Origin of the sequence: Brevundimonas mediterranea (assembly GCF_011064825.1) — a bacterium.
Lineage (GTDB): Bacteria > Pseudomonadota > Alphaproteobacteria > Caulobacterales > Caulobacteraceae > Brevundimonas > Brevundimonas mediterranea_A.
Genome location: NZ_CP048751.1, coordinates 1,935,255 through 1,959,562, shown reverse-complemented (window position 1 = coordinate 1,959,562; position 24,308 = coordinate 1,935,255). Strand labels below are relative to the sequence as shown.

At 67.2% G+C, this 24,308-nt stretch carries 25 protein-coding genes; 14 read left to right on the top strand and 11 right to left on the bottom strand.

The genetic code is table 11. The annotated features are described in order from the left end of the window. Nucleotides 1–55 precede the first annotated feature (55 nt). Both GYM46_RS09585 and rarD read left to right on the top strand, forming a co-directional pair. Entirely contained in the window at nucleotides 56–1,102 is a 1,047-nt protein-coding gene (locus tag GYM46_RS09585) for an aspartate-semialdehyde dehydrogenase (protein ID WP_008259247.1), read from the top strand. Between the two features lie 194 nt (nucleotides 1,103–1,296). Beyond that, on the top strand, nucleotides 1,297–2,220 hold the full coding sequence (rarD, locus tag GYM46_RS09580) for an EamA family transporter RarD (RefSeq protein ID WP_008262675.1): 924 nt from the start codon (nucleotides 1,297–1,299) through the stop codon (nucleotides 2,218–2,220). Here rarD and GYM46_RS09575 read toward each other — a convergent pair. From GYM46_RS09575 to GYM46_RS09540, 8 genes are all read right to left on the bottom strand, one after another. After that, nucleotides 2,217–3,350 carry a serine hydrolase domain-containing protein gene (locus tag GYM46_RS09575; RefSeq protein WP_008259976.1) on the bottom strand — a complete coding sequence of 378 codons (1,134 nt, stop codon included), beginning with the start codon at nucleotides 3,348–3,350 and terminating at the stop codon, nucleotides 2,217–2,219. The two genes, rarD and GYM46_RS09575, sit on opposite strands and share 4 nt — an antisense overlap. Nucleotides 3,351–3,389: 39 nt before the next feature. Further along, nucleotides 3,390–4,265 (bottom strand): hypothetical protein, encoded by an 876-nt coding sequence (locus GYM46_RS09570; protein ID WP_208861698.1) that lies wholly within the window; start codon nucleotides 4,263–4,265, stop codon nucleotides 3,390–3,392. A gap of 151 nt (nucleotides 4,266–4,416) precedes the next feature. Continuing rightward, nucleotides 4,417–4,686: an ATP synthase F1 subunit epsilon gene (locus GYM46_RS09565; protein WP_008260049.1), complete on the bottom strand. Its 270-nt coding sequence runs from the start codon at nucleotides 4,684–4,686 to the stop codon at nucleotides 4,417–4,419. Further along, nucleotides 4,686–5,201, bottom strand: a complete 516-nt coding sequence (locus GYM46_RS09560) for a hypothetical protein (RefSeq protein ID WP_035308967.1) — start codon at nucleotides 5,199–5,201, stop codon at nucleotides 4,686–4,688. The genes GYM46_RS09565 and GYM46_RS09560 overlap by 1 nt, the downstream gene beginning before the upstream one ends. 2 nt (nucleotides 5,202–5,203) lie before the next feature. Then, nucleotides 5,204–6,739, bottom strand: a complete 1,536-nt coding sequence (atpD, locus tag GYM46_RS09555) for a F0F1 ATP synthase subunit beta (RefSeq protein ID WP_008261723.1) — start codon at nucleotides 6,737–6,739, stop codon at nucleotides 5,204–5,206. Nucleotides 6,740–6,776: 37 nt separating this feature from the next. Continuing rightward, the gene (locus tag GYM46_RS09550; RefSeq protein WP_008263082.1) at nucleotides 6,777–7,655 is read right to left on the bottom strand and encodes a F0F1 ATP synthase subunit gamma; all 879 of its coding nucleotides are present in this window, start codon (nucleotides 7,653–7,655) and stop codon (nucleotides 6,777–6,779) included. A 34-nt stretch (nucleotides 7,656–7,689) separates the two neighbouring features. Next, nucleotides 7,690–9,222 carry a F0F1 ATP synthase subunit alpha gene (atpA, locus tag GYM46_RS09545; RefSeq protein WP_008260776.1) on the bottom strand — a complete coding sequence of 511 codons (1,533 nt, stop codon included), beginning with the start codon at nucleotides 9,220–9,222 and terminating at the stop codon, nucleotides 7,690–7,692. A 75-nt stretch (nucleotides 9,223–9,297) separates the two neighbouring features. Continuing rightward, nucleotides 9,298–9,852: a F0F1 ATP synthase subunit delta gene (locus GYM46_RS09540; protein ID WP_008260465.1), complete on the bottom strand. Its 555-nt coding sequence runs from the start codon at nucleotides 9,850–9,852 to the stop codon at nucleotides 9,298–9,300. A gap of 265 nt (nucleotides 9,853–10,117) precedes the next feature. On the opposite strand from GYM46_RS09540, the gene GYM46_RS09535 reads away from it, so the two are divergent. The 3 genes from GYM46_RS09535 to GYM46_RS09525 all read left to right on the top strand — a co-directional run bounded on the left by GYM46_RS09535 (nucleotide 10,118) and on the right by GYM46_RS09525 (nucleotide 12,731). Continuing rightward, nucleotides 10,118–11,014, top strand: coding sequence for an endonuclease/exonuclease/phosphatase family protein (locus tag GYM46_RS09535; RefSeq protein WP_008260377.1), 897 nt, complete (start codon nucleotides 10,118–10,120; stop codon nucleotides 11,012–11,014). A 111-nt stretch (nucleotides 11,015–11,125) separates the two neighbouring features. After that, nucleotides 11,126–11,953 carry a TerC family protein gene (locus tag GYM46_RS09530; protein WP_008260276.1) on the top strand — a complete coding sequence of 276 codons (828 nt, stop codon included), beginning with the start codon at nucleotides 11,126–11,128 and terminating at the stop codon, nucleotides 11,951–11,953. A 4-nt stretch (nucleotides 11,954–11,957) separates the two neighbouring features. Then, nucleotides 11,958–12,731 (top strand): glutaminyl-peptide cyclotransferase, encoded by a 774-nt coding sequence (locus GYM46_RS09525; protein WP_008262462.1) that lies wholly within the window; start codon nucleotides 11,958–11,960, stop codon nucleotides 12,729–12,731. Between the two features lie 69 nt (nucleotides 12,732–12,800). Here GYM46_RS09525 and katG read toward each other — a convergent pair whose 3' ends face one another. Continuing rightward, entirely contained in the window at nucleotides 12,801–15,071 is a 2,271-nt protein-coding gene (gene katG / locus GYM46_RS09520) for a catalase/peroxidase HPI (RefSeq protein WP_040349818.1), read from the bottom strand. A 143-nt stretch (nucleotides 15,072–15,214) separates the two neighbouring features. Here katG and GYM46_RS09515 point away from each other — a divergent pair, with 143 nt between their 5' ends. The 3 genes from GYM46_RS09515 (at nucleotide 15,215) to GYM46_RS09505 (ending at nucleotide 17,195) form a co-directional block, all read left to right on the top strand. After that, entirely contained in the window at nucleotides 15,215–16,114 is a 900-nt protein-coding gene (locus tag GYM46_RS09515) for a hydrogen peroxide-inducible genes activator (protein WP_008259481.1), read from the top strand. A 106-nt stretch (nucleotides 16,115–16,220) separates the two neighbouring features. Further along, nucleotides 16,221–16,742, top strand: coding sequence for a hypothetical protein (locus tag GYM46_RS09510; RefSeq protein ID WP_008264401.1), 522 nt, complete (start codon nucleotides 16,221–16,223; stop codon nucleotides 16,740–16,742). 96 nt (nucleotides 16,743–16,838) lie between these two features. Beyond that, nucleotides 16,839–17,195, top strand: a complete 357-nt coding sequence (locus GYM46_RS09505; RefSeq protein ID WP_155988185.1) for a hypothetical protein — start codon at nucleotides 16,839–16,841, stop codon at nucleotides 17,193–17,195. Between the two features lie 56 nt (nucleotides 17,196–17,251). On the opposite strand, the gene acnA is transcribed toward GYM46_RS09505, so the two are convergent. Further along, nucleotides 17,252–19,978, bottom strand: a complete 2,727-nt coding sequence (gene acnA, locus GYM46_RS09500) for an aconitate hydratase AcnA (RefSeq protein ID WP_008264282.1) — start codon at nucleotides 19,976–19,978, stop codon at nucleotides 17,252–17,254. 354 nt (nucleotides 19,979–20,332) lie between these two features. On the opposite strand from acnA, the gene ccmA reads away from it, so the two are divergent. From ccmA to GYM46_RS09470, 6 genes are read left to right on the top strand one after another with little or no spacing between them, the layout of a single operon-like run. Then, the gene (gene ccmA, locus GYM46_RS09495; RefSeq protein ID WP_008261036.1) at nucleotides 20,333–20,956 is read left to right on the top strand and encodes a heme ABC exporter ATP-binding protein CcmA; all 624 of its coding nucleotides are present in this window, start codon (nucleotides 20,333–20,335) and stop codon (nucleotides 20,954–20,956) included. Further along, nucleotides 20,953–21,660 (top strand): heme exporter protein CcmB, encoded by a 708-nt coding sequence (gene ccmB / locus GYM46_RS09490; RefSeq protein ID WP_008259007.1) that lies wholly within the window; start codon nucleotides 20,953–20,955, stop codon nucleotides 21,658–21,660. The genes ccmA and ccmB overlap by 4 nt, the downstream gene beginning before the upstream one ends. Before the next feature lie 54 nt (nucleotides 21,661–21,714). After that, the gene (ccmC, locus tag GYM46_RS09485) at nucleotides 21,715–22,434 is read left to right on the top strand and encodes a heme ABC transporter permease CcmC (protein ID WP_008259219.1); all 720 of its coding nucleotides are present in this window, start codon (nucleotides 21,715–21,717) and stop codon (nucleotides 22,432–22,434) included. Nucleotide 22,435: 1 nt separating this feature from the next. After that, on the top strand, nucleotides 22,436–22,654 hold the full coding sequence (gene ccmD / locus GYM46_RS09480; RefSeq protein ID WP_008264393.1) for a heme exporter protein CcmD: 219 nt from the start codon (nucleotides 22,436–22,438) through the stop codon (nucleotides 22,652–22,654). Continuing rightward, nucleotides 22,651–23,217, top strand: coding sequence for a DsbE family thiol:disulfide interchange protein (locus tag GYM46_RS09475; protein WP_008261245.1), 567 nt, complete (start codon nucleotides 22,651–22,653; stop codon nucleotides 23,215–23,217). Before ccmD ends, GYM46_RS09475 begins: the two co-directional genes overlap by 4 nt. 58 nt (nucleotides 23,218–23,275) lie before the next feature. Next, the gene (locus tag GYM46_RS09470) at nucleotides 23,276–23,530 is read left to right on the top strand and encodes a hypothetical protein (protein ID WP_040349819.1); all 255 of its coding nucleotides are present in this window, start codon (nucleotides 23,276–23,278) and stop codon (nucleotides 23,528–23,530) included. On the opposite strand, the gene GYM46_RS09465 is transcribed toward GYM46_RS09470, so the two are convergent. Continuing rightward, nucleotides 23,531–24,289, bottom strand: a complete 759-nt coding sequence (locus tag GYM46_RS09465) for a M48 family metallopeptidase (protein ID WP_008258901.1) — start codon at nucleotides 24,287–24,289, stop codon at nucleotides 23,531–23,533. Nucleotides 24,290–24,308 lie beyond the last annotated feature (19 nt).

Genomic DNA, 24,308 nt, shown 5'->3' with positions numbered 1-24,308 from the left:
TCAAGCAGCGAGGCCCCGTGGGCCGAGCGATAGCGCGTCCGAAGGACCAATCATCATGGGTTATCGCGTCGCGATCGTCGGGGCCACGGGCAATGTGGGCCGCGAAATGCTGAACATCCTCGAGGAGCTGGAATTCCCCGTCGATGAAATCCACGCCATCGCCTCGCGCAAGTCCAAGGGGGTCGAGGTCTCGTTCGGCGACAAGACCATCAAATGCCAGGACATCGAACAGTTTGACTTCTCCAAGGTCGATCTGGTCCTGATGTCGGCCGGCGGCGAGGTCTCGCGCGCCTGGTCCGAGAAGATCGGCAAGGCCGGCCCCATCGTGATCGACAACTCCTCGGCCTTCCGCAAGGACGCCGACGTGCCCCTGATCGTGCCCGAGGTGAACCCCGACGCGGTCAAGGACGCCAAGAAGAAGAACATCATCGCCAACCCCAACTGCTCGACCATCCAGCTGGTCACGGCGCTGAAGCCCCTGCACGACGCGGCCAGGATCAAGCGGGTCGTGGTCTCGACCTATCAGTCGGTGTCCGGCGCCGGCAAGGAAGGCATGGACGAGCTGTGGAACCAGACCAAGGCCATCTACGGCCTGGGCGACGCCCGTCCCAAGAAATTCCCCAAACAGATCGCCTTCAACGTCATCCCCTATATCGGCTCCTTCCTCGAGGACGGTTCGACCGACGAGGAGCAGAAGATGTCGGACGAGACGCACAAAATGCTGGACCCCGACATCAAGGTCACCGTCACCTGCGTGCGGGTGCCGGTCTTTGTCGGCCATTCCGAGGCCGTGAACATCGAGTTCGACCGCCCCCTCGCCCCGGACGAGGCCCGCGCCATCCTGCGCGAGGCGCCGGGCGTGCTGGTGATCGATAAGCAGGAGCACGACGGCTATATCACCCCCGTCGACGCCGCCGGCGAACACGCCGTCTATGTCAGCCGCATCCGCAAGGATCCGACCGTCGAGAACGGCCTGAACCTGTGGGTCGTGTCCGACAATCTGCGCAAGGGCGCCGCCCTGAACGCCGTCCAGATCGCCCAGCTGCTGGACGAGACGGGCGTCATCACCTCGTCGTCGGGGTATCGTTCGATCACGGTGTAATGTCTTTCGTCATCCTCCGGCGCGCGTAGCGCGACCGGGGGACCCAGCGGCGCGCGTGAGCGCGAACCTGTCGCGGACACGATTTCGGCCGTCATGCTGCTGGGAGATTTCGCCTTCGGCGCCGCTGGGTTCCCCGGTCTGCGCCGCGAAGGCGCGGCTTGCCGGAGAATGACGAAAGTGAAGTTGAGTCGCCAATGACCGCCGCCGCCACCCCCAACGATCCCCGCGCGGTCGCCACCGCCGTCGCCTGCTACAGCCTGTGGGGCCTCTTGCCCCTGCTGTTCATGGCCTTGGCGGCCCATGGGTTCGGCGCGCCCGAGATCCTGGCCCACCGGGCGGTGTGGTCGGTCTTCGTGGCGGGTCTGTTCCTGCTGCTCGCAGGCCAATGGGGCGAGGCGAAACAGGTGCTGGCGACGCCGCGCACCCTGGCCTGGCTGGCCCTGTCGGCGGCGATGATCGCGACGAACTGGAGCCTGTACGTCTTCGCCACCACCCATCATGCGACGTTGGAGGCCAGCCTCGGCTACTACATCAACCCGCTGCTGAACATGGCGGCGGGGGCGGTGTTATTCCGTGAACGGATCGACCGCTGGAGCGGCCTCGCCATCGGCCTGGCCGCCGTCGGCGTGGTGATCCAGACCATCGCCCTGGGCCATGTGCCGATCATCGGCCTGACCCTGGCCGTCACCTTCTGCGCCTATGCGGTGATCCGAAAGCGCGTGCCGGCCTCGGCCCAGACCGGGTTGTTCGTCGAATGTCTGGTGCTGCTGCCCATCGGCGCCCTGTTCCTGGCCTGGCTGGCCACGCACGGCCAGGCGACGGGCTTCGCCTCCCCCGCCGGCCTGGCCTGGGCCCTGGTCAACGGCCCGGCGACGGTCATTCCGCTGGTGCTGTTCGCCTGGTCGGCGCGACGTCTGCCCCTGTCCACCCTCGGCTTCATCCAGTTCCTGGCGCCGACGCTCCAGTTCGCCTGCGGCGTCTGGGCGGGCGAGGCCCTGACGCCGCTGCGCATCGTTTCCTTCGGCTTCATCTGGGCCGGAGCGGGGGTGTTCGCGATCGGCGCCGCGCGGCGGTCGCGCGCCGCACGGCGCGCCGTCGTCCTGTCCGAAACGGTCTAGAGCGCGCCGTATAGGGCCGCCAGCAGCCGCCGGGGGCGAGGGTCGCCGATCAGGTGCGGCGACTGACGCGTCATCACATAGGCGGCCGACAGCCGACGCGACGGGTCGGCCATGGCCATCGACCCGCCCCAGCCGTAGTGGCCGAAGGACTCGCCCGGCCCGAAGACGTTCAGCCCGTCGTTGCGCATCAGACCTGCCGCCCAGCTGATCACATAGGGCAGCACCTTGTCCGGGCCGTGGATCCGCTCGCGCCTCAACTGGTCCAGCGTCCCGGCCGACAGCACCGACCGTCCCTCCAGAACGCCCCCATTGGCGACCACCCCCATGATCCGCGCCAGGCCCAGGGCCGTGCCGTGCAGATTGGCCGAAGGGATCTCCATCTTGCGCCATTCGGCCGACCCCCGCCCGCCGGGGGCCGAGCCCCGGTCCAGGAAGGCCGCCTGTTTGATCGGATCGACGGTTCCCAGACTGGGCGCCGCCGTGGGCTTGCGCATCTGGGCCACCCGGCCATGCTCGCTCTCGGGCAGGCCGATCCACAGATCCAGGTCGGGGAAGTCCGCCCGCAAGGCCTGGCCCATGGTCCGCCCCGTCGCCAGGCGGAAGACCTCGTTGGCCATGTAGCCGACCGTGACGGGATGATAGCCGGACGCCGTGCCGGGCTCCCACATCGGCGCCTGGGCCGCCAGCCGCGCCAGCACGGACGCCGCCTCGAACCAGACCGACGGATCGACCGCCTCGGAAAAGCCCGGCAGGCCCGCCTGGTGGCTCATCAACTGGCCCACGGTGATTCCGGCCTTGCCCGCCGCCCCGAACGCTGGCCACAGGCTGGCGACCGTCTGCTCGTAATCCAGCCGGCCCGCCTCGACCGCGGTGGCGATCAGAAGGGCCATCACCGCCTTGCCGGTCGAGAACACCGGCGTCAGGGTCGTCTCGGTGAAGGCCGTGGTCCGCGCCGTGTCGGCATGACCCGCCCACAGATCGACGACCGTCTCCCCCCCGATCAGCACGCTGAACCGCGCCGCCTGCTCGTTCAGCCCCTCGGGCGCGTCGGTGAAGTTGGCGGCGAACGCCTCGCGCACGGCGTCGAAGCGCGGTTCGCAATGGCCTTGAATATCGATGGGGTCGGTCATGGCGCGGTCATAGCCCCGGACCTCCGGCCGGGGAAAGGGTCAAAGGACATCCGGCCTGTCCTCACCCTTCCTCGTCGTCACAAGGATAAGGGTCGCATCGTCTTTGAGTTTCCCCCATACGATCTGGACCCAGCCATCGCGGACCTGACGTGCGTGGTGACGATCCTCGATCACGGCATAGTCAGTCTTTTCCGCCATCCACGCCGCGACTTGGTCCGAAGCAAAGCCATGGGCCAGGATGAAACACTGGGCCTCGTTCATGGATATGTCCACCGAGCGCAGGGCGCGGGGCGTCCCCGCCGCCCAAGATTTTTGGCCGTATTGTCCGGCTTCTTCAGCGAAGTGGGCGGGGCCGTCCACCGGCGGCAAGTCCAGAAGCTCCGCCTCTCCGGCCGCAAGGCAGAAGGCCAGCCCTGTAGCCAAGGCCTCTATCGGCGCGCTCTCACCGGACATGTCGCTGACCTGCTTGGGCTCGTTCTTTCTGGAGGCGACAGATAGAACCACGCCCCCGTCTCCCCCCACAGGCCTTGAGTAGGCGAGAACACCGCCGCCGTCGAACAGACGAAGATAAGCCGTACCCGCCTGGTTATATGGCTCATAGCCCTCTCGCGCTTCGAACAAAGCCGCCACATCGGCTTCCGAGGCTTTGAACGCATAGACCGAACAACTGCCGTCGTTCGGCTCAACCATGATCCCGCCGGAACTGTCCGGCGCGCCCGTGGCCCATCTTTGCGCGCCGTACCGGCCGTCGAGTCTCTGAAAATCCCTGGGGCCTTCGACAATCGGAGGGGCGTCAGTCATGTCGGCCTCCGCCACGGCGACACAATAGTCCACGGCGGCGGCGAGTGGCGTCCGGTCGACGGCTATGGGGGCGTCGGTCTGTGCGCCCGGCGTCACCAACGCAGCCATCGCCACCAGGGCCTTGAACCAGACTACCGAACCCATGCCATTCATCCCGACAAGCGCGAAGGTTGTCTCCGCGCTACCGAAGTTCCATCACGGTCGCATGACAAAAAGGCCCCGCACCGAAATGCGGGGCCTCAATCTTTACGACCCTTGGAAAGGATCAGGCCGCGACGACCTCGGTCGCCTGTTCGGCCAGGATGGTCAGGCCTTCGCCGTTGACGTCGGCGAAGCCGCCCTTGACGTCATACTGGGTCCGGGCGGCGCCGACATAGACGGTCACCAGACCCTCGCGCAGGGCGGTCATGAACGGGGCGTGGTCCGGCAGGACGCCGAAGTCGCCCTCGACGCCCGGCGCATCCACCTGGTCCACCAAGCCCGAGAAGACCTCGCGTTCCGGCGAGACGAGGGAGAAGGAAAGTTTGCCAGCCATCAGTCCGATGTTCCGATTTGATAGGATGCGATGGAAACGGGGTAGGCGCCGCCCGTTCCCCATATCGACAGAAAGATCATGTTGGTGGCGACGCTTCGCTCGAAAAGAACGCCCTTGCCGTTCACATCATCGGACTCGCTATCGAACGTCCAAGAGCGTTCAGCGCGAGTCTTTACGATGAAGCTATCGCCAGCCTCCGGGCCGCTCAGGTCCAGCACGCTGCAGCTTTCGCCGCCCGTCTCTGTCGGTCGAGCCACCATGATCCGAACAGGATCAACGGGTGTGCCGGACCGTGTGTAACTTCGAGAAACCTCGCCGTCTCGGGCCGTCATGGCCGCGCCCTTAAATCCTCTATCAAGGAAGAACGCAGCCTCAGCCGTAGCTGGGGGGAAACGACCATCAGCCAGAAAAGCGTCGCAGGCCCCCGCCATGGCTTCAAAATCTCCGACCTGAGCTTGCGCCGAAACGGGCGCCAGCAGGAAGGAAACAATGAGGCTGACGAAGGCCTTGCGCATGATCAGGCTTCCGCCGCCATCTTCTCGGCCTTGGCGACCGCCTCTTCGATGGCGCCGACCATGTAGAAGGCCGATTCCGGCAGGTGGTCGTATTCGCCGGCGACGATGCCCTTGAAGCTGCGGATGGTGTCGGCCAGTTCGACGAACTTGCCGGGGGCGTTGGTGAACTGCTCGGCCACAAAGAAGGGCTGCGACAGGAAGCGCTGGATCTTGCGGGCGCGCGATACGACCAGCTTGTCCTCTTCCGACAGCTCGTCCATGCCCAGGATGGCGATGATGTCCTTCAGGCCCTTGTACTGCTGCAGGACTTCCTGGACCGAACGGGCGACGTTGTAGTGTTCTTCGCCGATGACCAGCGGGTCCATGATCCGCGAGGTCGAGTCCAGCGGATCGACGGCGGGGAAGATGGCTTGGGCGGCGATGTCGCGGCTCAGCATGGTCGTCGCGTCAAGGTGGGCGAACGAGGCGGCGGGCGCCGGGTCGGTGGGGTCATCGGCCGGGACGTAGATGGCCTGGACCGAGGTGATCGAGCCCTTCTTGGTCGAGGTGATCCGCTCTTGCAGGTTGCCCATCTCGGTGGCCAGCGTCGGCTGATAGCCCACGGCCGACGGGATACGACCCAGCAGAGCCGACACTTCCGAACCGGCTTGGGTGAAGCGGAAGATGTTATCGACGAACAGCAGGACGTCCTTGCCCTCTTCGTCGCGGAAATACTCGGCCTGGGCCAGGCCGGTCAGGGCGACACGGGCGCGGGCGCCGGGAGGCTCGTTCATCTGGCCGTAGACCAGGGCGCATTTGGAACCCTCGGTCGAGCCGCCGTTCTTGGCCGGGTCCACGTTCACGTTGGACTCGATCATCTCGTGATACAGGTCGTTGCCTTCGCGGGTGCGCTCACCCACGCCGGCCAGAACCGAATAACCGCCGTAAGCCTTGGCGATGTTGTTGATCAGTTCCTGCATGGTGACGGTCTTGCCGACGCCGGCGCCGCCGAACAGGCCGGTCTTGCCGCCCTTGGTGTAGGGGCAGATCAGGTCGATGACCTTGATGCCCGTAACCAGGATTTCCGACGAGTTGGTCTGTTCCTCGAAGGTCGGGGCCTCGCGGTGGATCGGGCGGTATTGCGTGGTCTGGATCGGGCCGGCTTCATCGATCGGCTGGCCGACGACGTTCATGATCCGGCCCAGCACGCCCGGTCCGACCGGGGTCTGGATCGAGGTGCCGGTGTCCGATACGGGCTGGCCGCGCGTCAGGCCCTCGGTCGTGTCCATGGCGATGGTGCGGACCATGTTCTCACCCAGGTGCTGGGCGACTTCCAGCACCAGAGTGAAGGGCTCGCCCGTCTTCTGGTCGATGTTCTGGGTGTGCAGGGCGTTCAGGATCGCCGGCAGGTGGCCGGTGAACTCGACGTCCACGACGGCGCCGATGACCTGGGCGATCTTGCCCGTGGCGACGGCGGAGACGGGAGCCGCTGCGGGAGCGGCCTTCTTGGCGGCCGGCTTGCGGGCGGCGGGCTTCTTGGGGGCGACGGTGTCGGTCATGGCTGGGGTCCGTATCGGAATGTCTGTTCGGTCGGGATCAGAGGGCTTCGGCGCCGGCGATGATCTCGATCAGCTCGGTGGTGATCTGGGCTTGGCGCTTGCGGTTGTACTGCAGCGTCAGGGCGTTGATGAGGTCGCCGGCGTTGCGCGTGGCGTTGTCCATCGCCGCCATCTGCGACCCGAAGAAGCCCGCCTGGTTCTCGTACAGGGCGGCCAGGATCTGGGTCGTCAGGTTGCGCGGCAGCAGGGTCTCGAGGATTTCCTCTTCCGACGGCTCGTAGTCATAGACCGCGCCGTTCAGGTCGATCGGGGCGGCGTCGCCCTCGACCACGGCGGGGATCAGCTGCTTGCCGGTCGGAACCTGCGAGATCACCGATTTGAACTGGCTGTAGAACAGGGTGACCACATCGGCCTGACCGTCCTCGAACGCCGTGGCGATCATTTCGGCGACCGGCTGGGCCAGCGGCAGGCCGATGGTCTTCTGGGCGCTCAGCTCGAAGGTGTGGACCACCTTGTCGCCGTACAGACGGGTCAGCTGATCGCGCGACTTGCGGCCGACGGCGATGATCTTCACGTCCTTGCCGTTGGCGATCAGGCTGCCGATCCGCTCGCGTGCGGCGCGGATGACGTTGGTCGAGAAACCGCCCGCCAGACCCTTGTCCGCCGTCGCCACCACGATCAGGTGACGCTGGTCCTGACCCGTGCCGGCCAGCAGCTTGGGCGCGTCGGCGCCCGAGACGCCGGCGGCCAGGTTGGCGATGACCGAGGCCATCTTGCGCGCATAGGGCCGGGCGCTCTCGGCCTGGTCCTGGGCGCGTTTCAGCTTGGCCGCGGCGACCATCTGCATGGCCTTCGTGATCTTCTGCGTGGCTTTCACGCTTCCGATCCGATTGCGCATTTCCTTGAGGCTGGCCATCCGGCGTTGCTCTTCCTCTAACTACCGGCGGGGTTCAGGCGAAGGTCTTGACGAAGGCAGCCAGGATGTCCTTGAGCTCGGCTTCGATGTCCGAGGTCAGGTCCTTCTTGGTGCGGATGCCTTCCAGCAGGCTGGCGTGGTTCGCATGGATGCGGGCCAGCAGTTCCTTCTCGAACCGGCCGACGTCGCTCACGGCGATGCCGTCGATATAGCCGCGCGTGCCGGCGTAGACCGAGACGACCTGTTCTTCCATCGCCAGCGGCGAGTATTGCGGCTGCTTCAGCAGCTCGGTCAGGCGGGCGCCGCGGGCCAGCAGCTTCTGGGTCGAGGCGTCCAGGTCCGAGCCGAACTTGGCGAAGGCGGCCATTTCCCGGTACTGGGCCAGCTCGCCCTTGATGGTGCCGGCGACCTTCTTCATCGCCTTGGTCTGGGCCGAGGAGCCGACGCGCGACACCGAGATGCCGACGTTCACGGCCGGGCGGATGCCTTGGTAGAACAGGTCGGATTCCAGGAAGATCTGGCCGTCGGTGATGGAGATGACGTTGGTCGGGATATAGGCCGAGACGTCGTTGGCCTGGGTCTCGATCAGCGGCAGGGCGGTCAGCGAGCCCGAACCGTAGTCCTCGTTCAGCTTGGCCGAACGTTCCAGCAGGCGGCTGTGCAGGTAGAAGACGTCGCCCGGATAGGCTTCGCGGCCCGGCGGGCGGCGCAGCAGCAGGGACATCTGGCGATAGGCCACAGCCTGCTTGGACAGGTCGTCATAGACGATCAGGCCGTGCATGCCGTTGTCGCGGAAATATTCGCCCATGGCCGTGCCCGAGAAGGGCGCCAGGAACTGCAGCGGGGCCGGCTCCGACGCCGTGGCGGCGACGACGATGGTGTATTCCATCGCCCCGGCCTCTTCGAGGGTCTTGACGATCTGGGCGACGGTCGAACGCTTCTGGCCGATGGCGACGTAGATGCAGTAGAGCTTGGCGCTCTCGTCGTCGGTCTTGTTGACGTTCTTCTGGTTCAGGATGGTGTCGATGGCGACGGCGGTCTTGCCCACCTGACGGTCGCCGATGATCAGCTCGCGTTGGCCGCGGCCGACGGGGATCAGGGTATCGATGGCCTTCAGGCCGGTCTGCATCGGCTCGTGGACCGACTTGCGCGGGATGATGCCCGGCGCCTTGACGTCGACGCGGCGGCGCTCGGTGAACTGGATCGGGCCCTTGCCGTCGATCGGCTCGCCCAGCGGGTTGACGACGCGGCCCAGCAGGCCCTTGCCGACCGGCACGTCGACGATCTCGCCAAGGCGGCGCACGTCGTCGCCCTCGGCGATGGCGGCGTCGGCGCCGAAGATCACGGCGCCCACATTGTCGCGTTCCAGGTTCAGGGCCATGCCCTTGACGCCGGCCTTGGTGAATTCGACCATTTCGCCGGCCTGGACATTGTCCAGACCGTGGATGCGGGCGATGCCGTCGCCGACCGACAGCACGCTGCCCACGTCGGAGACATCGGCTTCGACGCCGAAGTTGGCGATCTGCGACTTGAGGATGGCCGAGATTTCAGCGGCGCGGATGTCCATGACGGGCTCTCTGTTCTTCAGTCTTCTGCGGGTGCGCCGATCAGGCGCGCTTCATTCTTGGGGCGGGGAGCGGGCTTACGCTCGCTTGAGGGCGAACTTCATCTGGTCGAGCTTGGTCTTCAGCGAGGCGTCGAACAGTTTCGAGCCGACCTTGATCTTCAGGCCGCCCAGGATGGCCGGATCGACCCGCGTGGTCAGCTCCGGCGCCTTGCCCAGGCTGGCGTTCAGCGCGGTCTTGATCGCGGCCAGCTGCTTGGCGTCCAGCGCCTGGGCCGAGACGACCTCGGCGGCGACGATGCCGGCGTGCTTGGCGTAGCGGGCTTCGAACCCGGCGATCACATGGGGCAGGTCCCGCGCGCGGTGGTTCTGGGCCAGCAGGCCCAGGAAGTTGGCGGTAGTCTGTTCGAACTTGGCCTTGGCGGCGATGGCGACGAGGCCCTTGCCCTGATCCTCGGCCGAAATGACCGGAGAGGTCGCCAGGCGGCGCAGGTCGGCGCTCTCGATCCAGGCGGCCTTCAACGACGTCAGGTCAGCACGGACGGCGTCCAGGCGGCCGGTTTCCAGCGCCAGATCAAACAGCGCCTGTGCGTAGCGATCGCCGACTTCCGTCGTTCTGAAATCATCAGCCACTGATTAGGGTCCGAGGTCGTTGTGTCAGGGTCGCGACCGAATGCGAGGGTCGCAACGGTCAAAAGCTTGAAATGCTTGCGGAAAGCACGACAGAGGCCGTATTCGTGAATACGCCCCCTTCAAGCCGGGCGCCTGATAGCACGGGGTTTTGCTGCTCGCAACATTGTGTGAAGGGGTGATGAAGCCGCACCCTGTCGCATCGGGTGTCGCACCCCGGTCATCCCTCCATGTGAAATCACGAGCCGACCTGCCGACGAGAGCCGAGATGAAACCGCACCCGCTGCTGATCACCGCCGCCTGCGCCCTCCTGGCGCCCTGCGTCGCCGCCCCGTCCCACGCCCGGGCCGGCGGCCTGACCGCCCCTGCGGACGCTCCCCGCTCCGTGCGGCTGATGAGCTACAACATCCGCTATGACGCTCCCGACGACACGCCGAACTGGCTGCAGCGCCGGCCGCACATGGCGCGCCAGATCGCCTTCTTCGATCCCGACGTCCTGGGGGTTCAGGAGGCGCTGATTCCGATGGTCGCCTATCTGGCCGATCAGGCGCCGGCCTATGACCATTACGGCGTCGGCCGCGACGACGGCGCCCAGGCGGGCGAGACGACGACCCTGTTCTGGCGCCGCGCCCGATTCGAGGCGGTCAGCACCCAGACCCTGTGGTGCTCGCCCACGCCGGACCGTCCGTCCAAGGGGTGGGACGCCGCCCTGCCGCGCACCGTGACCCGCGTCGTGCTGCGCGACCGGGCCAGCGGCCGGCTTCTGGACGTGCGCAACGCCCACATGGACCATGTCGGCGCGGTCGCCCGTGAACAGTGCGCCGCCCTGGCCGCCGATCTGGCCCCGGCGACGGTCGAGGGGGCGACGGCGGCGGTGGTGCTGATGGGGGATTTCAACGCCGGGCCGGACACGGCCCCCTATCGCCGCGTCCTCGCCGCCGGGCTGCGCGACGCCCGCGCCGTCAGCCCTGTCGTGTTCGGTCCCGCCGGCACCTACAACGACTTCGACATCGCCAGGGACAATGACGGCGTCGCAATCGACCATGTCTTCGTCGCTCCCGGCCTCTCGGTCGAACGCTACGGCGTACCCACCGATTCCTTCAGCGGCCAGGTGATCTCGGACCATTTCCCCGTGGTCGTCGATGTCGCGCCGGACGAAAAATGATCGCACAATTGAGGACCGGGGTGCGACCATTGCGCCGCCCCCGACCGCTTGATCGGAACCTGCGGCGGCCCTAGCGCTTAACGCTGACGCTTTTCCACCTAGGACACCTAAATGCTCGACAGCATTACGCCCCTGCTCTCCGACCCAGCCGCCTGGGCCGCGCTGGTGACGCTCATCGTGATGGAGGTCGTGCTCGGCATCGACAACCTGATCTTCATCTCGATCCTGTCGAACAAACTGCCCGAGCATCAGCGCCAGAAGGTGCGGCGCATCGGCATCGGCCTGGCCCTGGTCATGCGCCTGGCCCTGTTGTCGATCATCGCCTGGCTGGTGGGTCTGGTTCAGCCGGTCTTCACCCTGATGGGCAACGAATTCTCGTGGAAGGACCTGATCCTGATCGCGGGCGGCCTGTTCCTGGTCTGGAAGGCCACCAAGGAGATCCACCACACCGTCGATCCCACGCCCACCCACGACGTGATGGACAAGAAGGACGTGATGATCACCAACGCCGGCGCGGCGATCTTCCAGATCATCCTGCTGGACCTGGTCTTCTCGATCGACTCCATTCTGACGGCCGTCGGCATGACCGAACACCTGCCCATCATGGTGGTGGCGGTCCTGGTCGCCGTGACCGTGATGCTGCTGGCCGCCGACCCGCTGGCCAATTTCATCAACGAGAACCCCAGCGTCGTCATGCTGGCCCTCGGCTTCCTGCTGATGATCGGCATGGTGCTGATCGCCGACGGCTTCGGCTATCATGTGCCCAAGGGCTATATCTACGCCGCCATGGCCTTCTCGGCCGGGGTCGAGGCCCTGAACATGCTGGGCCGTCGCTCCGCCACGAAGAAGGAAAAGGCCACGGCCGCCCGCGCCCAGGCCAACCAGGCCGAGGCCCGCGCCAGGAAGGCCGAGGCGGAAGCCGCCGCCGAGAAGGCCTGAGCCGATGATCCGCCTGTCGTCACGCCTCGCCGGCCTCGTCTCCGGCCTGCTGCTGGCGACAGGCGGCGTCCTTCCGGCCCGGGCCGAGGTTCCGGTCCAGGCCTATGAAGTCGTCCGCGCCTATCCGCACGACAAGACGGCCTTCACCGAGGGCCTCTTCTTCCATGACGGCGCCCTGTACGAGAGCACGGGCCTCTACCCCTCCTTCATCCGTCAGGTTCAGCTCGAGACGGGCGAAGTGGTGCGCCAGCGCGACCTGCCGACCGTCTATTTCGGCGAAGGCATGACCACGCTGAACGGCAAGCTCTACAGCCTGACCTGGCGCAACCACATCGGCTTCATCTGGAAGCTGGACGACTTCTCGCCCCTGGGCGGCTTCTCCTATCCGGGCGAGGGCTGGGCCCTGACCACCGACGGGCGGCGGCTGATCATGAGCGACGGCACGGACCAGCTGCGCTTCCTCGACCCCGACACCCTAGCCGAGACCGGCCGTATCTCCGTCACCGCCGACGGCGAGCCGCTGGACCAGATCAACGAGCTGGAGTGGATCGACGGCGAGGTCTTCGCCAACCTGTGGCAGACCAACCGCATCGCCCGCATCGATCCCGAGACCGGCGTCGTGAAAGCCTTCATCGACCTGACGGCCCTGGTCCCCCAGGATGCGGGCCTGGACCCGAACGACGACGTCCTGAACGGCATCGCCTGGGACGCAGGCGGCAAACGCCTGTTCGTCACCGGCAAACGGTGGCCGCAACTGTTCGAGATCAAGCTGCGCTGATCCCCGACACAGCGAGGGGGCGGACGCCTGCATGCGTCCGCCCCCTCGCCGCCTGTACTCCGGCTTAAATCAGCCGTGCAGGTCGAACCGGTCCAACTCCATGACCCGGGCCCAGGCCGCCACGAAGTCCTCGACCAGTTTCTTCTGGCCGTCCGACCCGGCGTAGACCTCGGCCAGGGCGCGCAGCACGGCGTTCGAGCCGAACACCAGATCGACGCGCGTGCCGGTCCATTTCGCCTCGCCCGTCTTGCGGTCTCGGCCTTCGAACACCGCCTTGGCGTCCGAGGTCGCCTGCCACTTCACGTCCATGTCCAGCAGGTTGACGAAGACGTCGTTGGTCAGGGCGCCGGGCCGGTCCGTCAGCACCCCGTGGGTCGCCCCACCGACGTTGATGTTGATGGCGCGCAGCCCCCCGATCAACGCCGTCATCTCGGGCGCGGTCAGGGTCAGACGCTGGGCCTGGTCGATCAGCAGGGATTCGGCGGGAACGGCGTAGCGGGCCTTCTGATAGTTGCGGAAGCCGTCAGCGACCGGCTCCAGATAGCCGAAGGATTCGACGTCGGTCTGGGCCTGGCTGGCGTCCGTCCGTCCCGGCGTGAAGGGCACGACGACCTCATGTCCCGCCGCCCTGGCCGCCTGTTCGACACCCGCCGCGCCGGCCAGCACGATCAGGTCGGCCAGCGAGACCTTCTTGCCGCCGACCTGAGCCTGGTTGAAGGCGAACTGCACGCCTTCCAGCATCTTCAGCACCCGCTCCAGCTGCTCGGGCTGATTGACGGCCCAGTCCTTCTGCGGCGCCAGGCGAATGCGCGCGCCGTTTGCGCCGCCCCGCTTGTCCCCGCCCCGGAAGGTCGAGGCCGAGGCCCAGGCCACGCCGACCAGTTCCGACACGCTGAGACCCGTGGCCAGCACCTGGGCTTTCAACGTGGCCACATCGCCGGCGTCGATCAGCGGATGATCGACGGCCGGCACGGGATCCTGCCAGACCAGTTCCTCCTTGGGGACTTCCGGGCCCACGTAGCGCGAGCGCGGCCCCAGGTCGCGGTGGGTCAGCTTGAACCAGGCGCGGGCGAAGGCCTCGGCGAAGGCCTGGGGATTGTTCAGGAAGCGACGCGAGATCTTCTCGTATTCCGGGTCGAACCGCAGCGACAGGTCGGTGGTCAGCATGGTCGGCCGGCGCATCTTCGACGGATCATGGGCGTCGGGGATGATGAAGCCCGCATCCTTGGCCACCCACTGGTGGGCCCCGGCCGGCGACTTCTCCAGCTCCCATTCGAAGGCGAACAGGTTCTCGAAGAAGAAGTTGCTCCACTGGGCCGGGGTCTGGGTCCAGGTCACCTCCAGGCCGCTGGTGATGGCGTCCCCGGCCTTTCCGCTGCCGAAGCTGGAGGCCCAGCCCAAGCCCTGCGCCTCCAGGCCTTCGGCCTCGGGCTCGGGTCCGACATGGTCGGCCGGGCCGGCGCCGTGGGTCTTGCCGAAGGTGTGGCCGCCGGCGATCAGGGCGACCGTCTCCTCGTCGTTCATCGCCATCCGCGCGAAGGTGTCGCGGATGTCGCGCGCCGCAGCGATCGGGTCGGGATTGCCGTCCGGGCCTTCCGGGTTGACGTAGATCAGGCCCATCTGGACCGCCGCCAGCGGGTTCTCCAGATCGCGAGTATGCTCACGACCGTCCGCGTTGTCGTCGGTCACCAGCACGGCCTCATCAGCCGGCTTGTCCACGCCGTGCGAACCGCGCGCGTAGCGCTCGTCGCCGCCCAGCCAGGTCGTCTCGCGACCCCAGTAGACGTCCTGATCCGGCTCCCAGGTGTCCTCGCGACCGCCGGCGAAACCGAAGGTGCGGAAGCCCATGGTCTCCAGCGCCACATTGCCGGTCAGGATCAGCAGGTCGGCCCAGGAGATGGCCTGGCCGTACTTCTGCTTGATGGGCCACAGCAGGCGGCGCGACTTGTCGATGTTGACGTTGTCCGGCCACGAGTTCAGCGGGGCAAACCTCTGCTGGCCGCGCCCGCCGCCGCCCCGTCCGTCGCCGACCCGATAGGTGCCCGCGCTGTGCCAGGCCATGCGGATGAACTGGGGCCCATAATGGCCGAAGTCCGCCGGCCACCAGTCCTGCGAGTCGGTCATCAGCTGGCGCAGGTCGTTCTTCAGCGCCTCATAGTCCAGTTTGGAGAAAGCCTCGCGATAGTTGAACCCCTCGCCCAGCGGGTTGGAGCGCGACGAATGCTGGTTCAGCAGGTCGGTGCGCAGCTGCCCCGGCCACCAGTCGCGGTTCTGGACCCCGCCCCCGGCGACCGACTCTGTCGTCGCGCCTGAGAACGGGCATTTGGCTTCGGTGGTCATGGCGGTCTTCCCTGTGATGGCGCGATGCGGCGGGCGTGTTGACGATAGCCCCTCGGCTGACATGGCTATTCATGCGCAGCCCAGCTTCATAAAGCCAATCGATTATCTTTGATTTTTGTATAGACCGGTCCTATTCGTCCCAAATGCTCCCCACCCTGCGTCAACTCCAGTATCTGAAGCTTCTCGCCGAACACGGCAGCTTCTCCCGCGCCGCCGAGGCCGCCCACGTCAGCCAGCCCGCCCTCAGCGCCGGGGTGCAGGAGCTGGAACGGATCCTGGGCGCCCCCGTGGTCGAGCGCGCGCGCGGCGCCGTCATCATGACTGCGGTGGGGGTCGAGGCCGTGCGCCGGGCCGAGGACGTGCTGGCGCGGACCGAGGACCTAGTCGAGGCAGCCAAGAACGCCGGCCGGCTGCTGTCAGGCCGGTTCCGCCTGGGCGTCATCCCGACCGTGGCCCCCTTCCTGCTGCCCGCCAAACTGCCGTCGCTGAAGATCGCCTATCCGAACCTGAAGCTGTTCATCCGTGAGGACCTGACGCCGCGCCTGATCGCCGCCCTGAAGGCGGGCCAGATCGACGCCGCCGTCATCGCCCTGCCCTACGACGCGCCGGGGGTCGAACACGCCCGGATCGGCGACGACGAGATCATGGCCGCCGCCCCCCACGACCACGCCCTGGCCGCGCCAGGCCCGATCCGGCCCGGTTCGCTGCGGGCCGAGGACCTGATCCTGCTGGAAGACGGCCACTGCCTGCGCGACCACGCCCTGGCGGCGCTGGACATCGAGGCCCCGCGCGGCGACGACGTCTTCGCCGCCACCAGCCTGCACACCCTGATCCAGATGGTCGGCTCGGGCCTGGGGGTCAGCTTCCTGCCCAAGATGGCGGTTCAGGCCGGCCTGGCCGACACGCCTTCGGTCGTCATCCGCGCCTTCGAGAACCAGGCCGACGGCGTCCCGCCCCACCGCGAAATCGTCGTCGCCTGGCGCTCCGGCTCCAGCCGCGCCGCCGAGGCTAGGCTGCTGGCCGAGGCGCTGAAGCTGGATTGAAGAAACCAGCTCTTCGGCGACTTACGGCGAATTCACTTACATAAACCAATGTTCACTGGATGAGCGGAGGGACGCGGTTCACAGACGGCGGGAGGAGTGAACGCCCATGAAACGCCTGTTCGCCGCACTGACGCTCAGCGCATCCGCCGCCTGTGCGCCCGTCGTCCAGGGCGGTCCGCCGCTGGACCTGCCGCCGGGTCTGGCCGAAACCGCCCGCGTGTCCTCCGTCGTCCTCTCCAGCGAGTGGTTGGATGCGAAGGACGACTTCGCCGAAACCTTCTCGGAAGAGGTGATGGAGGAGCTGGATATGTGCGCCTACGGGACCTATCCGGTGCAGGTTCGCGTCCATGTCGAGGACCTCGAGCGTGCAGGCCGCCTCGCGGTCCTGCTCAGAGGCGACGGCGAGCATCGGCTGCGCGCGGTCGCCGAACTGGTCGATCCCGCCCGTCAGGGCCAGATCCTCGGCCGCTATCCGATCGAGGTGTCCGTCGGCGCCGGCGGCCGGATCGCCGGTCTGGCGGGCGACCGGCAGATGATCGTGTCCGAGGCCTTCGGCCGCGCCCTGTGCGACGCCGCCTTCGCCCGCAATCCTCGCCGGCCTGGCCCGCACAACGCCACGGTCGGATGAGAACGAAAGGAGTCCGCGGATCGTCCGCCGGCCCTTTTGTCTTGCGCAATTAGATGACGTATGCGGCGGTAACTCCTCAAATGGGAGAGCGAGACGATGAAACTAGGCGATCTGATCGATGAAACCCTAAGCGAAATCGCTAGAGGTGTCCGAGCAGCCAAGGAGCGATCATGGGAAGTCCTCGCAATAGCCCCCGGTCGCATCAACGGCCAACAGACTACAGAGATCACCTACATCGATTTCGACGTTTCCCTTGTAGTCTCCGAAGGGGGAGAGCTCGCTTCGTCTAAGGATGGCCGTTTGGGAGGAGGGCTGACGGTAGCGTCTATTATGAAGTTCGATGGTTCGGGCGGTTCTACCGAGGCATCCAAAAGCAGCGCATCGTCGCAGTTGACACACCGCGTCTCCTTCAAAGTGCCTGTCTGCATGGGCGCTACCTTCAGCGCCAAATAGAATAGGGCCGACGGATCGCTCCGCCGGCCCTTCTGTTTCAGCGATCAGTCGCCGGATTATTCAGCCGCGATCGGCGCCTCGGTTTCCGGGCCGCGGGCCAGGTTGCGCAGGACGTAGGGCATGACGCCGCCGGCCAGCAGATAGTCCATCTCGGTCTGGTTATCGATGCGGCAGCGGACCGGGAAGCGGGCCATCTTGCCGTCCGACGGGCGGAACAGTTCGACCCACAGGTCCTGACGCGGACGCAGCTTGCCGACATTGGCGTCGGACAGGCCGCGGATGGTGACGATCTCCTCGCCGGTCAGGCCCAGCTTCTGCCAGCCGTCCTGTTTGAACTGAAGCGGCACGACGCCCATGCCGACCAGGTTGGAGCGGTGGATGCGTTCGAAGCTTTCGGCGATGACGGCGCGAACGCCCAGCAGGCGCGTGCCCTTGGCCGCCCAGTCGCGCGACGAACCGGTGCCGTATTCCTTGCCGGCGAAGACGACCAGCGGCCGGCCTTCCGACTGGTAGCGCATGGCGGCGTCATAGATCGACATGGTGTCGTTCGACGGGAAATGCTTCGTGACGCCGCCTTCGATCTCGGGCGTGATCCGGTTCTTGATGCGGATATTGGCGAAGGTGCCGCGCATCATGACTTCGTGGTTGCCGCGGCGGGCGCCGTAGCTGTTGAACTCGGCCGCCTCGACGCCGTGGTGGGTCAGATAGACGCCGGCGGGCGAGGTCTTCTTGATCGAACCGGCCGGGCTGATGTGGTCGGTGGTGATCGAGTCGCCGAAGATGGCCAGGACGCGCGCCTCGACGACGTCCTGAACCGGGGTCAGGTCCATGGACAGGCCTTCGAAGTAGGGCGGGTTGGCGACATAGGTGGAGGCGTCGTCCCACTCATAGGTCTGGCCGCCGGCGACCTTGATCGCCTGCCAGTGCTTGTCGCCCTTGAACACGTCCTTGTAGCGTTTGGCGAACATGGCCGGGGTGACCGACTTCTTCTGGATGTCGGCGATCTCCTGCGAGGTCGGCCAGATGTCCTTCAGGAAGACGTCATTGCCCTTCTTGTCCTGGCCGATCGGATCCTTGGTGATGTCGATCCGCATCGAGCCGGCGATGGCGTAGGCCACGACCAGCGGCGGCGAGGCCAGATAGTTGGCCTGGACGTCCGGGTTCACCCGGCCTTCGAAGTTGCGGTTGCCCGACAGGACCGAGGTCGCGACCAGGGCGTTGTCGTTGATCGCCTTCGAGATCGCCGGATCCAGCGGGCCCGAGTTGCCGATGCAGGTGGTGCAGCCGTAGCCGACCAGGTTGAAGCCCAGAGCGTCCAGGTCCTTTTGCAGGCCGGCGTCGGTCAGATAGTCGGTGACGACCTGCGAGCCGGGGGCCAGCGAGGTCTTGACCCAGGGCTTGGCCTTCAGGCCCAGCGCATGGGCCTTGCGCGCCACCAGGCCCGCGGCGATCAGGACCGACGGGTTGGAGGTGTTGGTGCAGGAGGTGATGGCGGCGATGACGACGTCGCCGTCGCCGACCGTGAACTTCTCACCCTCGACGGCCGCGCGCGGGGCGTCGGTCGGACGGGCGAAGACGTCGACCAGGGCGGTTTCGAAGGCCGGGGCGGCGGTGGTCAGTTCGACGCGGTCCTGCGGACGCTTCGGTCCGGCCAGCGACGGCACGACGGTGGCCAGGTCCAGTTCCAGCACGTCGGTGAAGACCGGGTCTTCCGAGGTCTCGTCGATCCACAGGCCCTGGGCCTTGGCGTAGGCTTCGACCAGGGCGACGCGCGCCTTGTCGCGGCCCGTGGCGGTCAGATAGCCGATGGTGGCGGCCGAGACGGGGAAGAAGCCGCAGGTGGCGCCGTATTCCGGGGCCATGTTGGCGATGGTCGCCTGGTCCTCAATGGTCATGTTCGGCAGGGCGTCGCCGAAGAACTCCACGAACTTGCCGACCACGCCCTTCTTGCGCAGCATCTGGGTGACGGTCAGCACCAGGTCGGTGGCGGTCGTGCCTTCCGGCAGACGGCCGGTCAGTTTGAAGCCGATGACCTCGGGGATCAGCATCGGGATCGGCTGGCCCAGCATGGCGGCCTCGGCCTCGATGCCGCCGACGCCCCAGCCCAGGACGGCCAGGCCGTTGATCATGGTGGTGTGGCTGTCGGTGCCGACGACAGTGTCGGGATAGGCGACGGTCTTCTTGCCTTCGTCCAGGGTCCAGACGGTCTGGGCCAGGTTCTCCAGGTTCACCTGGTGGCAGATGCCGGTGCCGGGGGGCACGACGCGGAAGTTGTTGAAGGCCGACGAACCCCAGCGCAGGAAGTTGTAGCGCTCGATGTTGCGCTCATATTCGCGCTCGACGTTCTGACCGAAGGCCTTGGCCGTGCCGAAGTGATCGACCATGACCGAGTGGTCGATGACCAGATCGACCGGGACCAGCGGATTGATCTTGGCGGCGTCGGCGCCCAGGGCGCTCATGGCGTCGCGCATGGCTGCCAGGTCGACCACGGCGGGCACGCCGGTGAAGTCCTGCATCAGGACGCGGGCGGGGCGGAAGGCGATCTCGTGCTCGACCGAGCCCTTGTTCTCGACCCAGGCGGCGACGGCCTTCAGGTCGTCCTGCGTCACCGAGACGCCGTCTTCGTTGCGCAGCAGGTTCTCCAGCAGCACCTTCATCGAGCGCGGCAGACGGGAAATCCCGGTCAGACCCGCTTCCTCGGCGGCCGGAAGGCTGTAATAGGCGTATTTCTTGCGCCCGACGGAAAGGTCCTGGCGGGTGTTGAAGCTGTCGGTGGACGGCATGGAGAGTTTTCCTCTGGTCAGCGCCGCCCGACAATCCGGTTGCGCCTTCGCGCGGCAGACGCAGCGGCTCACAGGGCCCCTGCGCGCGCGGCGAAAGCCTGCTGCGGCAATCGTGCCTATAGTCCGCTCATCGCGCACCGTCCATGTGTCCACACCCTTGATGCGGACATTGAGAAAGGTTCTCAAAACAAAGGCATTCTTCTCCCTCTCGTATTTCTCCCTCCCCTTCATGGGGAGGGACGATCGCGCAGCGATCAGGGTGGGGCCGTCAGGATCGCATCGGCGGACACGCCCCCACCCGGGCTCGGCTGACGCCTCGCCGTCCCTCCCCATAAAGGGGAGGGAGATTTTCCAATGATCCACACCCTTTCGATCTCCGACCTGACCGTCTCACGCGGCGAGCGCCTCCTATTCCAGGGGCTCGACCTGCGCATCCAAGCCGGGGAAGCCGTGGTGCTGACGGGCGCCAACGGCGCGGGCAAGACCAGTCTGCTGCGAACGATCGCCGGCCTGTTGCGGCCGGATGCGGGAGAGGTCGCCTTCCACGACGGCGACGGCAATCCGCTGGACGAGCGGCTGGCGCGCGGCCGCGAAACCCATTTCCTCGGCCATCAGGACGGACTGAAGACCAGCCGAACGGCGCGCGAAGAACTGGGCTTCCAGTGCGACTGGCTGGGCCATGTCCAATGCGGCATGGACGATGCGGTCGAAGCTTTCGGCCTGAAGCCTATGCTCGATCTCGAGGTGCGACGTCTATCCTCCGGCCAGCGCCGACGCCTGGCCATGGGCCGGCTGGTCGGATCGCCGCGCGCCCTGTGGCTGCTGGACGAGCCGATGGCCCCGCTGGACGCCCGTTGGCGCGCCGTCTTCGCCGACCAGATGCGCCGCCATCTCGACGCGGACGGCCTGATCCTCGCCGCCGTCCACGACCCCCTGCCCCTCCCGGCCCGCAGCCTGGACCTGGGAGGCCTGACGTGAGCCGTCAGATAGACGCCGAACCCCGCCCGCCCGGCCTGCGCGGCGCGACGCGCGTGCTGCTGGAGCGGGAGCTGGACCTGGCCTGGAGCGGCGGGGGCGGCCCCCTGCTGGCCTGCGGCTTCTTCGCCTGTCTGACCGCCGTCCTGCCCCTGGCTGTCGGGGGCGATCCGCGCACGCTTTCGCCCGTGGCGGGAGGGATCGCCTGGCTGGCCCTGGCCCTGGCCTCGCTGCTGTCGCTGGAGCGGCTGTTCGAGCGGGATCTGGAGGACGGGGCGCTGGACCTGTTGGCCCTTGGCCATCTGCCGCTGGAATCGGTCGTTCTGATCAAGGCCCTGGCCCAGTGGATCGCCGTCGGCCTGCCCCTGGCCCTCACCGCCCCGGTCGCGGCCCTGGCCCTGGGCCTGCCGCCGGCCCTGGTCCCGCTCACCGCCTTGTCGGCCCTGATCGGCGGGGCGGGCTTCGCCTGCACCGGAACCCTGGGCGCCGCCCTGGCCCTTGGGGCGAAGCGGGGCGGGCTGTTGATCGCCGTCGTGGTCCTGCCCCTGTTTATCCCCCCGGTCGTCTTCGGCGCCGGGGCGCTGGAACGCGCCGCCTCGGGCCAGTCGCCCGCCCCGGCCCTGGCCTTCCTGGGCGCCTATGTCCTGTTCGCCGGCGTCATCGCCGCCTTCGCCGGGGCGGCGGCGGTCAGGAACGCCCAGGGATGACGGAGGTGATCCGCCGCTTGCCCGCCGTCGCGACCCCGCGTAATCGCTGACGCCATGTTCGGCCTGTCCAACCCGCAGCGTTTCATGGCCTTCACCGGCCCCCTGACGCCCTTGCTCTGGGCGGTCGCGGCCGTGCTGCTGGCGGTCGGGACCTGGCTCAGCTTCACCGTCCCTGCCGACTATCAGCAGGGCGACACGGTGCGGATCATGTTCGTCCATGTGCCCGCCGCCGTCTGGGGTCTGGGCGCCTATTCGGCCCTGGGCGTCTCCAGCTTCTTCGCCCTGGTGTTCCGCCACGCCCTGGCCGACGCCGCCGCCCGCGCCGCCGCCCTGCCCGGCGCCGCCTTCACGGCCCTGGCCCTGTTCACCGGCTCGCTGTGGGGCCAACCGATGTGGGGGACATGGTGGGTGTGGGACGCGCGCCTGACCAGCGTGCTGGTCCTGTTTCTCTTCTACCTCGGCTATATGGCGCTGCGGGCCTCGATCGACGACGAGCAGAAGGGCGCCCGCGCCGCCGCCGTCTTGGGCCTGGTCGGCCTGATCAACCTGCCCATCGTCAAATTCTCGGTCGACTGGTGGAACACCCTGCACCAGCCGGCCAGCTTCCTGACCCCCGGATCCTCGGGCCTGGACCCGGTCTATCTGCCGCCCTTCCTGACCATGCTGGCGGCCTATGGCGTGCTGTTTTCGGCCCTGTGGCTGACGGCGATCCGCACCGAGGTCCGCCGTCGCCGCGTCCTGACCCTGCGCGCCCGAAAGGCGCTGGAGGCGTAAGATGCTCGACCTCGACATGACCCCCTACGCCGCCTTCGTCTGGCCCGCCTGGGGCGTCAGCACCCTGGTGCTGGCGGCCCTGGTCGCCCGCGCCGTCATCGCCTCCCGCAAATGGAAGCGCGAACTCGAGCGTCTGGAAAAAGACCAGAGCGCGACATCAGACGCCGCAGACTCCAATCGCCCTCAAGTAGCGCAAAGCGCGGTAGGGCCAAAAGAATGAACCGCTGGCTGGCCCTCCTGCCCCTGGTGGTGCTCAGCGCGCTCGCCGCCCTGTTCATCGGCTGGTCGCTGAAACGCGATCCGGCCTTCAAGCCCGACGCCATGGTCGGCCAGCCCATCCCCGAAACGGTTCTGCCCATGCTGACCGGCGATACCGCCGGACCCGGCAATCTGGACCTGAAGACAGCGGGCGTGGGCCGGCCCATGCTGGTCAATGTCTTCGCCTCCTGGTGCGCCCCCTGCCGGATCGAACACCCCAAGCTGCTGGCGTTGAAGGCGCGGGGGATCGCCGTCGTCGGCGTGGCCTACAAGGACGAGCCGGTCGCCACCCGCGCCTTCCTGGACGAGCTGGGCGCCCCCTATTCCATGGTTCTGGTGGACCGCGAGGGTCGGGCCGGTCTGGACCTGGGCATATCCGGCGTGCCCGAGACCTTCGCCGTCGACGCCATGGGCCGGATCACCGCCAAACAGTCCGGTCCCCTGCTGAACGACGCCGACATCGAACGACTCGTCGCCTCCATGCAGGCCCCGCCGAGACCCCTGCCGAACGAAAAAGCGCGTTAACCCTCTTTCGAGAGGCCTTGTTAACGATTGATCGCTCCGGATGCGTTAACGATTGGGCATGAGCGCGATTCGCCCCGGTTTGCCGCAGTCCCTGCCCACGTCCGTGGGCGAGGCTCCGTCTGCGCGAAACGCCCAGGCCGCCTTCTTCCGCGCCGCGATGAATCAGGTCCAGGCGGCCCAGGTTCAAACCACACCGATTCAGGCCCAGGCGCCGGTGGCCACTGCGACCCGCCCGATTGCGCCGCCGCCGGCAGCCGATGGGGAAACGCCCCGGATCATGCGCCCGGGCACCTATCTCGACATCAAGGTCTGATCAGTTCCAGCCCTTGCTGGCGATATATTGCTGCAGCAGATCGATCCGCGTCGCATCCGACGGGTGGGTCGAGGCGAACTGCGGGACGCTGGCCTGGCGTTGCGCCGCCATCAGTCGCCACAGGGCGACGGCTTGTGAGGGCCTGAACCCCGCCGCCGCCATATAGTCCACGCCCAGCCGGTCGGCCTCCAGCTCATCGCGCCGCGAATAGGGCAGCAGCAGTCCGTACTGGGCCGCCAGACCGCCATAGGCGTTGACCGCATCGCCATAGCGTCCCGCCGCACCGCCCACGGCCGCCAGACCGACAGCGGTCAGCGATTGGCTCGAGGCGCGCTCGGCCGCGTGGTTGGCGACGACATGGCCGATCTCATGACCGATGACGCTGGCCAGCTGGTCGTCGTTCTGGACCAGGGCCAGCAGGCTGTCGGTCACGCCGATCTGGCCGGACGGGAGGACGAAGGCGTTGGGGCTCTTCTCGCTGAAGACGGCGTAGTCCCAGGTCCGGCCGCCCAGGCCCGCCGCCTGCACCAGCCGCCCGCCGACACGCCGTATCCGATCAACCTGGGCGCCGGAGGTCTGGACGCCCGGCTTGGCGATGGCCTCGCGCCAGGCGGCGGTCGATTGCTGCGACAGGGCGGCGTTGTCCACCAGCAGCAGCTGATTGCGCCCCAGCGCCTCGTTATAGGCGCAGGCGGACAGGGCCGAGGCCGCAACGGCGGCGACGGCCAGGACACGGAAGGGGCGACGAACAGGGATCACAGGCGGCCTCGTGCACGAT

Coding starts and splice junctions, on each gene's coding strand:
- katG (WP_040349818.1), bottom strand. CDS start 15,071: ATGACCACCGAAGCCAAATGCCCGTTCTCAGGCGCGACGACAGAGTCG.
- GYM46_RS09510 (WP_008264401.1), top strand. CDS start 16,221: ATGAAACGCCTGTTCGCCGCACTGACGCTCAGCGCATCCGCCGCCTGT.
- GYM46_RS09575 (WP_008259976.1), bottom strand. CDS start 3,350: ATGACCGACCCCATCGATATTCAAGGCCATTGCGAACCGCGCTTCGAC.
- GYM46_RS09560 (WP_035308967.1), bottom strand. CDS start 5,201: ATGCGCAAGGCCTTCGTCAGCCTCATTGTTTCCTTCCTGCTGGCGCCC.
- rarD (WP_008262675.1), top strand. CDS start 1,297: ATGACCGCCGCCGCCACCCCCAACGATCCCCGCGCGGTCGCCACCGCC.
- ccmA (WP_008261036.1), top strand. CDS start 20,333: ATGATCCACACCCTTTCGATCTCCGACCTGACCGTCTCACGCGGCGAG.
- GYM46_RS09530 (WP_008260276.1), top strand. CDS start 11,126: ATGCTCGACAGCATTACGCCCCTGCTCTCCGACCCAGCCGCCTGGGCC.
- atpD (WP_008261723.1), bottom strand. CDS start 6,739: ATGACCGACACCGTCGCCCCCAAGAAGCCCGCCGCCCGCAAGCCGGCC.
- ccmC (WP_008259219.1), top strand. CDS start 21,715: ATGTTCGGCCTGTCCAACCCGCAGCGTTTCATGGCCTTCACCGGCCCC.
- GYM46_RS09475 (WP_008261245.1), top strand. CDS start 22,651: ATGAACCGCTGGCTGGCCCTCCTGCCCCTGGTGGTGCTCAGCGCGCTC.
- GYM46_RS09505 (WP_155988185.1), top strand. CDS start 16,839: ATGAAACTAGGCGATCTGATCGATGAAACCCTAAGCGAAATCGCTAGA.
- GYM46_RS09585 (WP_008259247.1), top strand. CDS start 56: ATGGGTTATCGCGTCGCGATCGTCGGGGCCACGGGCAATGTGGGCCGC.
- GYM46_RS09535 (WP_008260377.1), top strand. CDS start 10,118: ATGAAACCGCACCCGCTGCTGATCACCGCCGCCTGCGCCCTCCTGGCG.
- atpA (WP_008260776.1), bottom strand. CDS start 9,222: ATGGACATCCGCGCCGCTGAAATCTCGGCCATCCTCAAGTCGCAGATC.
- GYM46_RS09525 (WP_008262462.1), top strand. CDS start 11,958: ATGATCCGCCTGTCGTCACGCCTCGCCGGCCTCGTCTCCGGCCTGCTG.
- GYM46_RS09515 (WP_008259481.1), top strand. CDS start 15,215: ATGCTCCCCACCCTGCGTCAACTCCAGTATCTGAAGCTTCTCGCCGAA.
- GYM46_RS09470 (WP_040349819.1), top strand. CDS start 23,276: ATGAGCGCGATTCGCCCCGGTTTGCCGCAGTCCCTGCCCACGTCCGTG.
- acnA (WP_008264282.1), bottom strand. CDS start 19,978: ATGCCGTCCACCGACAGCTTCAACACCCGCCAGGACCTTTCCGTCGGG.
- ccmD (WP_008264393.1), top strand. CDS start 22,436: ATGCTCGACCTCGACATGACCCCCTACGCCGCCTTCGTCTGGCCCGCC.
- GYM46_RS09550 (WP_008263082.1), bottom strand. CDS start 7,655: ATGGCCAGCCTCAAGGAAATGCGCAATCGGATCGGAAGCGTGAAAGCC.
- GYM46_RS09565 (WP_008260049.1), bottom strand. CDS start 4,686: ATGGCTGGCAAACTTTCCTTCTCCCTCGTCTCGCCGGAACGCGAGGTC.